At 63.8% G+C, this 13976-nt stretch carries 12 protein-coding genes and 1 pseudogene; 4 read left to right on the top strand and 9 right to left on the bottom strand.

Going from position 1 to position 13976, the window contains the following annotated elements:
• Positions 1-60: 60 nt before the first annotated feature.
• The 8 genes and pseudogenes from MPSD_RS05715 to MPSD_RS05680 form a co-directional block, all read right to left on the bottom strand.
• The gene (locus MPSD_RS05715) at positions 61-1299 is read right to left on the bottom strand and encodes an NAD(P)/FAD-dependent oxidoreductase (protein WP_020788576.1); all 1239 of its coding nucleotides are present in this window, start codon (positions 1297-1299) and stop codon (positions 61-63) included.
• Between the two features lie 9 nt (positions 1300-1308).
• A pseudogene (locus tag MPSD_RS05710) lies at positions 1309-2134 on the bottom strand (mycofactocin-coupled SDR family oxidoreductase).
• A 133-nt stretch (positions 2135-2267) separates the two neighbouring features.
• Positions 2268-3077, bottom strand: coding sequence for an SHOCT domain-containing protein (locus tag MPSD_RS05705; RefSeq protein WP_020788578.1), 810 nt, complete (start codon positions 3075-3077; stop codon positions 2268-2270).
• Between the two features lie 249 nt (positions 3078-3326).
• On the bottom strand, positions 3327-4517 hold the full coding sequence (tuf, locus tag MPSD_RS05700) for an elongation factor Tu (RefSeq protein ID WP_011739036.1): 1191 nt from the start codon (positions 4515-4517) through the stop codon (positions 3327-3329).
• 186 nt (positions 4518-4703) lie between these two features.
• Complete coding sequence (gene fusA / locus MPSD_RS05695; protein ID WP_012392922.1) at positions 4704-6809, bottom strand: elongation factor G; 2106 nt, start codon at positions 6807-6809, stop codon at positions 4704-4706.
• Between the two features lie 80 nt (positions 6810-6889).
• Positions 6890-7360, bottom strand: a complete 471-nt coding sequence (gene rpsG, locus MPSD_RS05690; RefSeq protein ID WP_012392921.1) for a 30S ribosomal protein S7 — start codon at positions 7358-7360, stop codon at positions 6890-6892.
• Positions 7360-7734, bottom strand: coding sequence for a 30S ribosomal protein S12 (rpsL, locus tag MPSD_RS05685; protein WP_003879423.1), 375 nt, complete (start codon positions 7732-7734; stop codon positions 7360-7362). Before rpsL ends, rpsG begins: the two co-directional genes overlap by 1 nt.
• A gap of 375 nt (positions 7735-8109) precedes the next feature.
• Positions 8110-8757, bottom strand: coding sequence for a TetR/AcrR family transcriptional regulator (locus MPSD_RS05680; protein WP_086085432.1), 648 nt, complete (start codon positions 8755-8757; stop codon positions 8110-8112).
• A gap of 263 nt (positions 8758-9020) precedes the next feature.
• Here MPSD_RS05680 and MPSD_RS05675 point away from each other — a divergent pair, with 263 nt between their 5' ends.
• On the top strand, positions 9021-9398 hold the full coding sequence (locus MPSD_RS05675) for a DUF3060 domain-containing protein (RefSeq protein ID WP_012392920.1): 378 nt from the start codon (positions 9021-9023) through the stop codon (positions 9396-9398).
• A 49-nt stretch (positions 9399-9447) separates the two neighbouring features.
• Positions 9448-9924 carry a DUF3060 domain-containing protein gene (locus MPSD_RS05670; RefSeq protein ID WP_012392919.1) on the top strand — a complete coding sequence of 159 codons (477 nt, stop codon included), beginning with the start codon at positions 9448-9450 and terminating at the stop codon, positions 9922-9924.
• A 49-nt stretch (positions 9925-9973) separates the two neighbouring features.
• Here the strand turns inward: MPSD_RS05670 and MPSD_RS05665 are convergent, their stop codons facing one another.
• Complete coding sequence (locus MPSD_RS05665) at positions 9974-10474, bottom strand: GbsR/MarR family transcriptional regulator (RefSeq protein ID WP_012392918.1); 501 nt, start codon at positions 10472-10474, stop codon at positions 9974-9976.
• 183 nt (positions 10475-10657) lie between these two features.
• Between MPSD_RS05665 and MPSD_RS05660 the strand changes: the two genes are divergently transcribed.
• Complete coding sequence (locus tag MPSD_RS05660) at positions 10658-11086, top strand: MmpS family transport accessory protein (RefSeq protein ID WP_086085433.1); 429 nt, start codon at positions 10658-10660, stop codon at positions 11084-11086.
• On the top strand, positions 11083-13971 hold the full coding sequence (locus MPSD_RS05655; RefSeq protein WP_020788581.1) for an MMPL/RND family transporter: 2889 nt from the start codon (positions 11083-11085) through the stop codon (positions 13969-13971). The genes MPSD_RS05660 and MPSD_RS05655 overlap by 4 nt, the downstream gene beginning before the upstream one ends.
• The last annotated feature ends 5 nt before the right edge of the window (positions 13972-13976 follow it).

Below are 13976 nucleotides of genomic sequence, written 5' to 3'. Positions count from 1 at the left end.
CGGCCACCGCACAAGCGGGCCACCCGGGCCGGCGCCAGGCGCCGGTATCCGCGCGGATGTCTAGCCCTGCGATTCGTCCAGCATCTCGGAGATGGGCACGGCGGCGGCGATTTTGGCACGTACCTTCATGACCTTGCCCGGCACCCCGCCACCGACCACGCCAACGAGCACACCATCACGCTCGTAGTAGGCAAGGAACTTTCGTCCGTCGTCCTCGACCAGGTGCACCACATCGGTCGAATGCGGCTCACCAAGGCATTGGATCTTGACGTCGTACTGGTCACTCCAGAAGTAGGGCACCACCACGTTCGAGGACACTTCGCGCCCCAACATCGCCGGCACCACTACCCGTGCCTGATCGGCTACATTGCTCCAATGTTCCACGCGGACTTGGTGTCCCATTTGATCCCGCCAGGATGCAACATCACCGAGCGCCCACACGTTGGGCGCGCTGGTACGTCCGGCGGCGTCACAAACCACGCCGTTATCGACCGCGATGCCGCTACCGTCGAGCCACCCGGTCGCCGGGTGCGAACCGATGCCGACAACCACCAGATCGGCGTCGAGTTGCGTGCCGTCGGCCAGCACCACGGTGTCGACATGGCCGTCGCCGCGGACCTCAGCCACCCCAACCCCGGTGCGAACATCGACGCCCTCACTACGATGCAGCCGCGCCACCAGCTCGCCGATCTGCTCGCCGAGCACCGCCGCCAGCGGCGTTGGCTGTGGTTCGACCAGCACCACCTCCACCCCGAGACCACGCAGACTGGCCGCCACCTCACACCCGATGAAACCGGCACCAATCACGACCGCGCGCTTGGCGGCCGAGGCGTGGCTGCGCAGCGCCATACATTCGTCAAACGAGCGCAGCACCCGAATGCCCTCGAGTTCGGGGAAGGCCGGAATGCGCCGGGGCACCAATCCGGTTGCGATAACCAGCTCGTCGTAGCCGAGCACCGTCCCGTCGGCCAGCGTCACGGTTTGCGCGGCGGTGTCCAAGCCGGTTGCCGCCGAGCCCAGCCGCAGGGTGATGCCCTTCTCGTCGTACCACTCGCGTGGCTTGAGCGACACGTCGTCGACCTCACTGCGCAGCACCTCTTTGGACAGCGGCGGTCGGTCATAGGGCAGGTGCACCTCGTCGCTGACGATCGTGAGCTGACCCTCATAGCCGGCCCGACGCAGCTGCTCGGCGGTGCGGGCGGCCGCCAGCCCGCCGCCGATGATCACAATCCCGTTGGCCGCCGTGGCGCCGGGATCCTGGGTCACACCTTCACTACTGGTCACGTGGTGTTCATACACGATGGCGTGTCAGTACTTCAAGGCGCCCTTGTCAACGGGGATCTGTGCCCCGCTCAGCGTGCCAGAGCCGTCGCCGGCCAGCCAGACCACGACATCGGAGACCTCCTCGGAGGTCATTAAACCTTTGTACTGCAATGGCATTGGCGGGAAGCTATGCAAGAAGCGGGGATGCTCGCCGAATACCTGCATCATCACGTCCGGCTCGATCATCGGCGTCTCGACCGAGTACGGATGAATGGAGTTGACCCGGATGTCGTACTCGCCGAGTTCGATGGCCAGGGTGTTCGTCAGCGCCACGAGCCCGTGCTTGCTCGCCGCATAGTGACCGTTGCCCGGTGTGGCCTTCAAACCTGCCGACGAGCTGACGACGATGATCGACCCGCCATTGCCAGCCTCGATCATCGCGGGCACCGCCGCGCGCAGCGTTCGCCAGGTGCCGCTGAGGTTGACGCCGATCACGGTGTCCCACTGCTCATCGGTGAGTTCCCAGAGCCTGCCCCAGCCCAACACCCCGGCATTGGCTACCACCACGTCAAGCCGACCGAATTCCTCGACCCAATCGGCGACCAGTTGCTGCAACGCCGCACTGTCGCGGACATCCGCCTGGCGCGCTAGTACCTTGCGACCTTCGCTCTCCACCGCGCGGATCGTCTCGCTGAGGTCTGCCGCGGTGGCCGGTGCGTAGGTGATGCTCTCGGATACCGGTCCGCAGATGTCCATGGCGATGATGTCGGCACCCTCGCGCGCCAACCGCACCGCATGCGATCGCCCCTGCGCGCGCGGCCCCGGTGACTAAGGCCACCCGTCCATCCAGTGATCCAGTCTGTGCAGCCACGTACACCCCTCTCGCCGAATGTCAGGCTAGCAGCGAAACTGAAACGTGTTCTAACGCGCCCGCCGGCGCTGGCATGTCGTGGCGTCCGGCACGCCACCGGCCCGACGCGCCTGGCGGGGCGCCAGGATTCGGCTCAGATCTCGGAGATGATCTGGGCACGCCTGCTGGCGTACTCCTGCGCGTTCAGCGCCCCACTGGCATGCAGCGATTCCAGCTCTTGGAGGCGCTCGGCGATGGAGGCTTGTGGGGTCGCACTCGGCTGGGCCGCACCCGCGGGCATCTGCTGCTGGGCCGCACGGCGCACCACCGCTTGGATCTGTTGGCGCAGGACCGGATTCGATCGGATGTCCACCATCCGGTTTAGCGGAATCCCGTTGGCCTTGAGGATCTGCAGAATCTCCATCAACGGACCGGCCTGTCCGCTGAGGTCGTATGTCCTGTTGTCTTCTGCGACGGTGAACTGTGCCGGGACCAGGCCGTTGACCAGCGCACTGCGCTCCCAGTCGATCAGGTATTCCCGAGTGGCGGGGTTGACCAGCACGACGAGTTTGCGCGCGGTGAGGTTGCCGAGGCGGGTCACGCTGGCGATGACCCGGTCTTCGCTGTCGAACGCCGCGATCCCAGGACCCGAGATATGCAGGTGGACCTTCACCAGGGGGCGGTCGTTGATCCGGGTGCCGGTCTCGGTCAGGCCGGTGATTTGGGCCAGCGCCAACACTCCGCTCTGCTCGAGCTCAGCGGACTTGGCCGCCGATTTCGCGCCGAAACTGGTCAGCGCCAGCGCAATCAACACATCGGCCACGGTGATGAGCAGGCCCACATACAACATCCACGACAACAGGCTGCCCACGTCGAGGGCAAAGTAGACGATCAGGAAAATCGGCCCGACCAGACCGCCGCAAAGCAGCACCAGCAACTGCATCTTCAGGTAGCGCGCCAGCATCTTGTTCTCCTCGGGTCGCCGGGAAATTGATGCCAGATTAGCGCCCTTTGAACTGGGCGAAGACCAAACACGACCGTCGGGTGGCGCCGGTGCCGCGATCGATGGCCGCCGACCGCGCACGTTGCACGGCGGCAAAGGTGATCCGGTTCTGGTGCAGGCAATTCGGCGGCGGGCAGACAAAAACCAGGCCCGGATAGCCGATCTCGGCTATCCGGGCCTGGTTTTGACTGGTGCTGGATCCGGTTGGATCTACTTGATGATCTTGACGACCCGGCCGGCGCCGACGGTGCGGCCACCTTCACGGATCGCGAAGCGCAGACCGTCGTCCATGGCGACGGGCTGGATCAGCTTCACCGAGATGTTGGTGTTGTCACCGGGCATCACCATTTCGGTGCCCTCCGGCAGCGTCACCACACCGGTCACGTCGGTGGTGCGGAAGTAGAACTGCGGACGGTAGTTGTTGAAGAACGGCGTGTGCCGACCGCCCTCGTCCTTGGACAGGATGTAGACCTGGCCCTCGAACTCGGTGTGCGGTGTGGTGGTGCCGGGCTTGACGACGACCTGACCGCGCTCGACGTCCTCACGCTTGATACCACGCAGCAGCAGACCGACGTTGTCACCGGCCTGGCCCTGGTCCAGCAGCTTGCGGAACATCTCCACACCGGTGACCGTGGTCTTGGTGCTGGTCGGACGGATGCCGACGATCTCGACTTCCTCGTTCACGTTGATGATGCCGCGCTCCACACGACCGGTAACCACGGTGCCGCGGCCGGTGATGGTGAAGACGTCCTCGACGGGCATCAGGAACGGGCGATCGGTCTCGCGGACCGGGTCCGGGATCGACTCGTCCACCGCGTCCATCAGCTGCTCGACGGACTCGACCCACTTCGGGTCGCCCTCGAGCGCCTTGAGCGCCGATACTCGCACCACCGGTGCGTCCTCGTCGAACTCCTGGGCGGCCAGCAACTCGCGGACCTCCATCTCGACCAGCTCGAGCAGCTCCTCATCGTCGACCGCGTCAGACTTGTTGAGCGCGACCAGGATGTAGGGCACACCCACCTGGCGAGCGAGCAGCACGTGCTCACGGGTCTGCGGCATCGGACCATCGGTGGCCGCAACCACCAGAATCGCGCCGTCCATCTGAGCCGCACCGGTGATCATGTTCTTGATGTAGTCGGCGTGACCCGGAGCATCGACGTGGGCGTAGTGCCGCTTCTCCGTCTGGTACTCCACGTGGGAGATGTTGATGGTGATACCACGCTGACGCTCTTCGGGCGCGTTGTCGATCTGATCGAACGCGCGCGACTCGTTCAGCTCCGGGTACTTGTCGTGCAACACCTTGGTGATAGCCGCGGTCAGCGTGGTCTTGCCGTGGTCAACGTGACCGATGGTCCCGATGTTGACGTGGGGCTTGGTCCGCTGGAACTTCGCCTTCGCCACTTCTGTGTCCTCCTGGACTGTTGGTGCTTAAAAAAGCAGTGTGTTGTTGATGTTTTCACTTATGCCGCGGAGTAACCGAGCCAGGTTACTCCCTGCCACCCTGGTGCCTTGCTCGGGTTCCCAACTCATACCGCCAGGCTCCCGGCTTGCCGGCCTTTACCTACTGCTGGGCTCCGTGCTCGTGGCTCACTCGCCCGTCGCCTTCGCGATGATCTCCTTCGACACGTTCGCCGGAACTTCGGCGTACGAGTCGAACACCATGGAGTAGTTCGCACGGCCTTGAGTCTTGGACCGCAGGTCGCCGACATAGCCGAACATCTCCGACAGCGGCACGTGCGCCTTGACGACGCGAGCACCACTCCGCTCCTCCATGGCCTGAATCTGACCACGGCGGGAGTTCAGGTCGCCGATCACATCGCCCATGTAGTCCTCGGGCGTGGTGACCTCGACGGCCATGATCGGTTCCAGGATCACCGGGTGCGCCGCTGCCGCGGCCTTCTTGAGCACCTGTGAACCAGCGATCTTGAATGCCATTTCCGAGGAGTCGACCTCGTGGAAGGCGCCGTCAAGCAGGGTGACCTTCAGGTTCACCAGCGGGTAGCCGGCCAGGACGCCGTACTGCATCGCATCCTGCGCACCGGCGTCGACCGACGGAATGTACTCCCGCGGGATACGACCACCGGTGACCTTGCTCTCGAATTCGTAAGTTGCACCGTCTTCGCCGGTGAACGGCTCGATGCTGATCAGCACCTTGGCGAACTGACCGGAGCCACCCGTCTGCTTCTTGTGGGTGAACTCGACCTTTTCCACCAGCCGCTTGATGGTCTCCTTGTAGGCGACCTGCGGCTTGCCGACGTTGGCCTCGACCTTGAATTCCCGGCGCATGCGGTCCACCAGGATGTCCAGGTGCAACTCGCCCATACCGCCGATGACGGTTTGGCCGGTCTCTTGATCCAGGTGCACCTTGAAGGTGGGGTCCTCCTCGGCGAGCTTCTGGATCGACAGACTGAGCTTCTCCTGGTCGCTCTTGGTCTTGGGCTCGATCGCGACCTCGATAACGGGATCGGGGAAGGTCATCGACTCGAGCACGATCTGGTTGTTCGGATCGCTCAGCGTGTCACCGGTGGTGGTGTCTTTGAGGCCGATCACCGCGTAGATGTGACCCGCCGACGCGGTCTCCACCGGGTTCTCCTTGTTGGAGTGCATCTGGAAGAGCTTGCCCAGACGTTCCTTCTTGCCCTTGGTGGAGTTGATGACCTGGCTGCCAGAGTCAACCTTGCCCGAGTACACCCGGACGTAGGTGAGCTTGCCGAAGAAGGGGTGCGTGGCGACCTTGAATGCCAGCGCCGAGAATGGCTCGTCGGTCGAGGGCTTGCGCACGACCTCCTCGTCCTCTTTGCCCGGCACGTGGCCGATGGCGGCCGGCACGTCCAGCGGGGAGGGCAGGTAGTCGATGACGGCGTCCAGCATCGGCTGCACACCCTTGTTCTTGAACGCGCTGCCACACAACACCGGATAGGCCTCCGAGGTGATGGTCAGCTTGCGGATCGCGCCCTTGATCTCGGCTTCGGTGAGCTCTTCGCCGCCGAGGTACTTCTCCAGCAGCGCTTCGTCGGTTTCGGCGACGGCCTCGAGCAGCTTGGTGCGGTACTCGTCGGCCTTCTCCTGCAAGTCCGCGGGGATGTCGACGACGTCGTACTTCTCGCCGAGCTTGGCGTCGGCGCTCCACACCTTGGCCTTCATCTCGACCAGGTCCACGACGCCTTCGAAGTCGCCCTCGGAACCGACCGGCAGCTGGATCGGGATGACGTTGGCGCCCAGCCGCTCCTCCATGGTGCGCACGGAGAAGTAGAAGTCGGCGCCGATCTTGTCCATCTTGTTGACGAAGCAGATGCGCGGGACGTCGTACTTGTCGGCTTGGCGCCACACCTGCTCGGACTGCGGCTCGACACCTTCCTTGCCGTCGAACACGGCCACGGCACCATCGAGCACACGCAGGCTGCGCTCCACCTCAACGGTGAAGTCGACGTGGCCCGGGGTGTCGATGATGTTGATCTGGTTGTCGTTCCAGAAACAGGTGGTGGCCGCGGAGGTGATGGTGATCCCGCGTTCCTGCTCCTGTTCCATCCAGTCCATGGTGGCGGCGCCGTCGTGCACCTCACCGATCTTGTAGCTGATACCGGTGTAGTAGAGGATGCGCTCGGTCGTCGTGGTCTTGCCAGCGTCGATGTGCGCCATGATGCCGATGTTGCGGACCTTGGTCAGGTCGGTCAGCACGTCCTTCTGTGCCACAGAAGTCTTCCCACTCTTTCGGTTGCTTAGTTAGCTATCAGTTGCCGCCGGGTTTGCTCCGACAGCTCGCCCCAGGACTCTTACCAGCGGTAGTGCGCAAAGGCGCGGTTCGCCTCGGCCATCTTGTGCGTGTCCTCACGCCGCTTGACGGAGGCACCCAGGCCATTGCTGGCATCCAGGATCTCGTTCGCCAGGCGCTCGATCATGGTCTTCTCCCGGCGTTGCCTCGAGTAGCCGACCAGCCAGCGCAGCGCCAGCGTGGTCGACCGGTCCGGCCGCACCTCGACGGGCACCTGGTAGGTCGCACCACCGACGCGGCGGCTACGAACTTCCAGCGCGGGCTTGACGTTGTCGAGAGCCCGCTTGAGGGTGATGACCGGATCGGTGCCGGTCTTGTCGCGCGCCTGCTCGAGCGCACCATAAACAATGCGCTCAGCGAGCGATTTCTTCCCCTGCAACAGGACTTTGTTCACCAGTTGCGTGACCAGCTGGGACCCGTAGACGGGGTCGTTGACCAGCGGACGCTTGGGCGCGGGCCCTTTGCGCGGCATTAGCTCTTCTCCTTCTTGGCGCCGTAGCGACTGCGAGCCTGCTTGCGGTTCTTGACTCCCTGGGTGTCCAGCGAACCGCGGATGATCTTGTAACGCACACCGGGAAGGTCCTTCACCCGGCCACCACGAACGAGTACCATCGAGTGCTCCTGCAGGTTGTGGCCCTCGCCCGGGATGTAGGCCGTGACCTCAACCTGACTCGTCAGCTTCACACGGGCAACCTTCCGAAGCGCCGAGTTCGGCTTCTTCGGGGTGGTGGTGTACACGCGAGTGCATACGCCACGGCGCTGCGGGCTGCCCTTCAGAGCCGCGGTCTTGACCTTGCCGATCTTGTCCCGACGACCCTTGCGGACCAGCTGCTGAATGGTTGGCATCTACCGGCTTTCTTTCTCGCTGTTCACGTTTGCTGCGGGCCCCGTAACACTGCCCGCGCTATTTTGAAGTTCCTGTACTGCAGTTATGCCCCGCAGCTGCACCCCGCGGCCGGGTGTGTTGCATACGATGGCCCCGAACTCAATCCGCTTGGCCGCCAAAAACATGGACATGCGAATTGGCCCGGCATCCACGCCCTCACGTCAGGCGCTGTAGGCCGCCAGGCACGAACAACCACAATACCCGCCTGCGGTTAGGCAGGTCAAAGCGGCGGCTGAACTGACCATAGAACAGCCAATCAAGCGCCCTCGGCCCGGCCCCACCCCACCCGCGAGACACTCGAGCCGCGGGCCGGCACCCAAGATCATCGGGCGACGTCAGAGCGATTCCGCGCCGGTATGCGAGATGCGCTTTTCCATCCCCGCCGCCAGGCGCAGCACCATGTCGGAGAAGACCGCGTCGGTGTCGATCTCTTCCATCAAACCGGTCATTTCGAGCAGCACGAACCCGTGCAGTGCCGACCAGAACTCCAGCGCAGCGTGGAAAGCCTGCTCGCCTTCGAGGCCATATGAGGACAACACGGCGATCACCGACGCGGCGGCGGCCCTGGTCGCGGCGGCGTACTCGGGGTCTTCGCCGCCCGGAGGCATCCGGGTGAATGCCGAGTACCGACCGGGGTGGTGGTGGGCATAGCTGCGATATGCACCGGCCATGACCAGCACCGCGTCATCGCGCGAACGCCCCTCGCCGACCCTGTTCAGCATCATGATGATGTCGTCGATCACCCGGACCCGCACCGCACCACGCAGGTCCTCGAGGCTGACCACGTGGTTGTACAGCGATGGCCCCTTGGTCCCCAACTGAGTCGCGAGCGCATTGATGGTCAGCGAATCCCAGCCCTCTCGATCCAGGAAGGTCAGGGCACCGTCGACAATGGCATCGCGGCTCAGCTTGGCGGGGCGCGACGTAGATTTCGCGGCCCGCGGGCACCCAGCCGCAGACGGCCCTTCCGCCGAAGCTGCCATGACTATCGCCCTTCAATTGCACTGGAGCTGGTCGCCGCCGCTGCGCGGCGAACTGCAGTTGAACTAATGACTCTAGTTGACCGGACCCACAACGACCGGGCCCGATGAGGCGGTGTCGGAGGTCGCCCGGGCAAAGCCGAGGCCGCACCGGTTGAAGCCGGTGCAAAATCCGTTGAAGGGCTGTCGCCGTGCCGGCCGGTACACCTAGGCTGAGTACACGGCTCAATCAAGTGCGAAGACGCGCCCGACGAAGGGGGCCCGCAGTGAAATGGACAACCGCCGCCGGATCGCTGGCGACCAGCGCGCTCGCCGTGGCTGTCCTGTCAACTGCCCCGCCGCCGGTCGCGAATGCCAAAAACGGTGACACCCATGTCACGGGGGAAGGCATCGTGCGCACGCTGGACTGCAACGACTCCACGTTGTTCGTCAACGGCACGGGGAACATCATCACCGCGAAGGGAACCTGTTGGGCGGTCACGGTTATGGGTTCGTCCAACACGGTCGTGGCCGACACCGTGGTCAACGACATCACCGCCTACGGCTGGGACGAAACGGTGTTCTTCCACAACGGCGATCCGTTCATCTGGGATCGTGGCCGTGAGCTGGGCATGGTAAACCGGCTTCAGCGAGTAGGCCCCTGAGGCCACACCAAGTAATCGTCCCCTCCCCCGCCTAGGAATTGAGGAGCCCATGCGCGCCCACCTACCGATGCCCCGACTGGCCGCGATCGCGCTGACGGCGATCGCCGTCCCAACAGTTCTCGGGCTGGCCGGCTGCAGTGAGACCGCCAGTCCCCCCGGGCCCTCCAGCACCTCCGGGTCAGCCACGCCGACGAGCGGCCCAACCGCGGCGCCGACCACCTCCGGCGGCCCGACCACGACCGCGTCGATCGAAATCGGCAACATGCTCAACTACGGATCGATCGGGACCACGGCCACCCTCGACTGCGCCGACGGCAAGTCGTTGAATGTCGCCGGCTCGGAGAACAACCTGACCGTGACCGGCACCTGCGCGACGGTGACCATCGGCGGGACCAACAACAAGATCACCTTCGACAAGATCGATCAGCGACTCACCGTCTTGGGCATCGACAACACGATCACCTACAAGGCGGGCGAACCCAAAGTCGACAACATCGGGTCGGGCAACAACATCGAGAAGGGCTGACGCGGGCCCACCGCGCGACGAGCGGCCCGAGCAGGGCCGAAGTTGGCGCTCAGGCGTCCCCCTCTTCGCCGCACTGGCCGTAACGCCCCAGGGCACCGGCGAGGACTTTCTCCATGTACGCCAACAGGTCCCGCATTTCATGCAGGCGTCGGCTTCGCTCCGGCGGGGCACCACCCAGTGCCTTGAGGCCGGTGTCCGCCAGGTTCTGCAGGTCGGCCATGGTTCGCAGACGCTCACGCTCGCCTGCCGCGAAGGCGTTGGGCCGCAACCGATAAAAGGTGCGCCGATCCCCGGCGACCGCGAGTCGCTCGATGAACCCGAATTGGATCAGCATCCGGGCAGTGGTGCTGATCCCACCACTACTGGCCGCCAACGCAGTCGCCAGTTCCTCTGAGGATTGGCGCTCGGGATCACACACCAATAGCCAGCCCAGCAATCGGCCCGCCAACCGAGTCAGACCGCTGGACTCGAAATATCCGCCCATCTGCTCGACGAATTCCATAATGTCAGCCTCGGTGCCGGCACGATCGACACCCTCGTTGACGCTCACAAATTTCACTGTACTCTGAAACCTTAGTAGATTTCATCTAGACTGCCCGGTAGGTCTACAACAACTTCATGCGCAGGAGGGGAAGCCACCGATGAGCGCTCCAGGCTTCACCACCGGGCAAGGCGATCGAAGCGGACCGCTTCGGGTCGGCAAGCCCATCTGCAAGATTCCTCGGGGAAGACGATGATTGGCATTCTCAAGCGTGCGTGGATACCGCTGCTCATTCTGGTTGTGGTCGCGATCGCCGGTTTCACGGTCCAGCGAATCCGGACCTTCTTTGGGGCCGATGGCATCTTGGTGACGCCGAAGGTCTTCGCCAACGACCCCGAACCGTACGACCCCAAGGTGGTGAAGTACGAGATCTCGGGCTCCGGTAGCTACGCCAACATCAACTACCTGGATCTGGACGCGAAGCCGCAGCGCATCGACGGCGCCTCGCTGCCGTGGTCGCTCACCTTACAGACCACGGCACCGTCGGCCGCCCCCAACATCCTGGCCCAAGGCAATGGCAGTTCGATCAGATGCCGGATCATCGTCGATGACGTGGTGAAGGACGAGAGGACCGCAACCGGCGTGGACGCCCTGACCTACTGCTTTGTGAAGTCCGCATGACCGCGACCACGACCGACACGCCGACCGACGTGGTCCCACCGGCCGAACACCCGCCCCGACCGTTCATCCCGAGGATGATCCGCACCTTCGCAGTGCCGCTCATCCTTGGCTGGGTGTTGCTCATCGCCGTCCTCAATAGCGTTGTGCCGCAACTGGAAGTAGTCGGGCAGATGCAGGCGGTGTCGATGAGCCCCGACGCCGCGCCGTCGATGATCTCGATGAAACACATCGGCAAAGTGTTCCGCGAGGGCGACTCCGACAGCGCGGCGATGATCGTGTTGGAAGGCCAGGAGCCGCTCGGCGCCGCCGCCCACAAGTTCTACGACAAGATGATCACCAAGCTTCGCGCCGACACCAAGCACGTCCAGTCGGTGCAGGACTTCTGGGGCGATCCGCTGACCGCGACAGGTGCACAGAGCGGCGACGGCAAGGCCGCCTATGTGCAGGTGAAGCTCGCCGGCAACCAGGGCGAATCCCTGGCCAACGAGTCGGTGGAAGCGGTGAAGACAATCGTCGACAGCCTGCAGGCGCCACCCGGCGTCAAGGTGTATGTCACCGGTTCGGCCGCGCTGGTCGCCGATCAGCAGCTGGCCGGCGACCGCAGCCTGCAGTTGATCGAGATGGTCACGTTCACGGTGATCATCGTGATGCTGCTGCTGGTCTACCGGTCGATCATCACGGCGGCGATCATGCTGACCATGGTGGTCCTCGGGTTGCTCGCCACCCGTGGGGGCGTGGCATTCCTTGGTTACCACCGGATCATTGGGCTCTCGACCTTCGCGACCAACCTGCTCGTGGTGTTGGCGATCGCGGCCGCCACCGACTACGCCATCTTCCTGATCGGCCGATATCAGGAAGCGCGCGGGCTCGGTCAGGACCGAGAATCGGCCTACTACACCATGTTCGGCGGCACTGCCCATGTCGTGCTGGGCTCAGGTCTGACGATCGCCGGTGCCACCTTCTGCTTGAGCTTCACCCGACTTCCGTACTTCCAGACCCTCGGTGTCCCACTGGCGATCGGCATGGTCATCGTCGTCGCCACCGCGCTGACCCTGGGTCCGGCGCTGATCGCCGTAATGAGCAGGTTCGGCAAGCTGCTCGAGCCCAAGCGAATGGCCCGGGTCCGGGGCTGGCGCAAGATCGGGGCCGCCATCGTGCGCTGGCCCGGCCCCATCCTGATCGGCGCGGTGGCCCTGGCGCTGGTCGGACTGCTGACCCTGCCCGGATACAAGACCAACTACAACGACCGCAACTACCTACCCGCCGACCTACCCGCCAACGAAGGCTATTCGGCCGCGGAACGCCATTTCTCCCAGGCCCGGATGAACCCCGAAGTCCTGATGGTCGAAAGCGACCATGACATGCGTAATTCGTCTGACTTCCTGGTGATCAACAAGATCGCCAAGGCCATCTTCGGCGTCGAGGGGATATCCCGCGTGCAGGCCATCACGCGGCCGGACGGCAAGCCGATCGAGCACACCTCGATCCCGTTTTTGATCAGCATGCAGGGCACCAGTCAAAAGCTGACCGAGAAGTACAACCAAGACCTGACCACCAGCATGCTGCAGCAGGTCAACGACATTCAGACCAACATCGACCAGATGGAGCGGATGCACGATCTCACCCAGCAGATGGCCGATGTCACCCACCAGATGGTCATCCAGATGAAGGGGATGGTGGTCGACGTCGAGGAGTTGCGTAACCACATCGCGGACTTCGACGATTTCTTCCGCCCGATCCGCAGCTACTTCTACTGGGAGAAGCACTGCTTCGACATCCCGGTTTGCTGGTCGCTACGGTCTGTGTTCGACACCCTCGATGGCGTCGACCTGATGACCGAAGACATCAACAATCTGCTGCCGCTGATGGAACGCCTGGACACGCTCATGCCCCAGATGACGGCGATGATGCCCGAGATGATCCAGACCATGAAAAGCATGAAGGCCCAGATGCTGAGCATGCACTCCACCCAGCAAGGGCTGCAGGATCAGATGGCCGCGATGCAGGAGGATTCGTCCGCGATGGGCGAGGCCTTCGACTCGTCGCGCAACGACGACTCCTTTTATCTGCCTCCCGAGGTTTTCAACAACCCCGACTTCAAACGGGGGCTGGAACAGTTCCTGTCCCCGGACGGGCACGCCGTGCGGTTCATCATCAGCCATGAGGGCGACCCGATGAGCCAGGCGGGCATCAACCACATCGACAAGATCAAGACCGCCGCCAAGGAAGCCATCAAGGGCACGCCGCTGGAGGGATCCACGATCTACCTCGGCGGTACGGCGGCGATGTTCAAGGACCTGTCCGACGGCAATACCTTCGACTTGATGATCGCCGGCATCTCCGCGCTCTGCCTGATCTTCATCATCATGCTGATCATCACCCGCAGCGTCGTTGCGGCCGCGGTGATCGTCGGCACGGTGGTCTTGTCGCTGGGCGCCTCGTTCGGGCTGTCGGTGCTGATCTGGCAACACATCCTCGGCATCGAACTGCATTGGTTGGTGCTGGCGATGGCGGTCATCATCCTGCTGGCCGTCGGCGCGGACTACAACCTGCTGCTGGTTGCCCGGCTCAAGGAGGAGATCCACGCCGGAATCAACACCGGCATCATCCGTGCGATGGGCGGCAGCGGGTCGGTGGTGACCGCGGCCGGACTGGTGTTCGCCTTCACCATGATGTCGTTTGCGGTCAGTGAACTGACCGTGATGGCTCAGGTCGGCACCACTATCGGCATGGGCCTGCTGTTCGACACCCTGATCGTCAGATCGTTTATGACACCGTCGATTGCGGCCCTGCTGGGCAAGTGGTTCTGGTGGCCCCAGGTTGTCCGCCAACGGCCAGCTCCGCAGCCGTGGCCCACGCCGGCACCGGCCACCACCTCCGTCTGAGTTCA

Source organism: Mycobacterium pseudoshottsii JCM 15466 (assembly GCF_003584745.1).
GTDB classification, from domain to species: domain Bacteria; phylum Actinomycetota; class Actinomycetes; order Mycobacteriales; family Mycobacteriaceae; genus Mycobacterium; species Mycobacterium marinum.
This window is presented reverse-complemented; position numbering and strand designations above follow the sequence as displayed.

What these genes read in the sequence shown, in the direction of transcription:
- rpsL (WP_003879423.1), bottom strand. Translation starts at nt 7,734, where the DNA reads ATGCCAACCATTCAGCAGCTGGTCCGCAAGGGTCGTCGGGACAAGATC.
- MPSD_RS05655 (WP_020788581.1), top strand. Translation starts at nt 11,083, where the DNA reads ATGACCGCGACCACGACCGACACGCCGACCGACGTGGTCCCACCGGCC.
- MPSD_RS05670 (WP_012392919.1), top strand. Translation starts at nt 9,448, where the DNA reads ATGCGCGCCCACCTACCGATGCCCCGACTGGCCGCGATCGCGCTGACG.
- MPSD_RS05705 (WP_020788578.1), bottom strand. Translation starts at nt 3,077, where the DNA reads ATGCTGGCGCGCTACCTGAAGATGCAGTTGCTGGTGCTGCTTTGCGGC.
- MPSD_RS05660 (WP_086085433.1), top strand. Translation starts at nt 10,658, where the DNA reads ATGATTGGCATTCTCAAGCGTGCGTGGATACCGCTGCTCATTCTGGTT.
- MPSD_RS05680 (WP_086085432.1), bottom strand. Translation starts at nt 8,757, where the DNA reads ATGGCAGCTTCGGCGGAAGGGCCGTCTGCGGCTGGGTGCCCGCGGGCC.
- rpsG (WP_012392921.1), bottom strand. Translation starts at nt 7,360, where the DNA reads ATGCCGCGCAAAGGGCCCGCGCCCAAGCGTCCGCTGGTCAACGACCCC.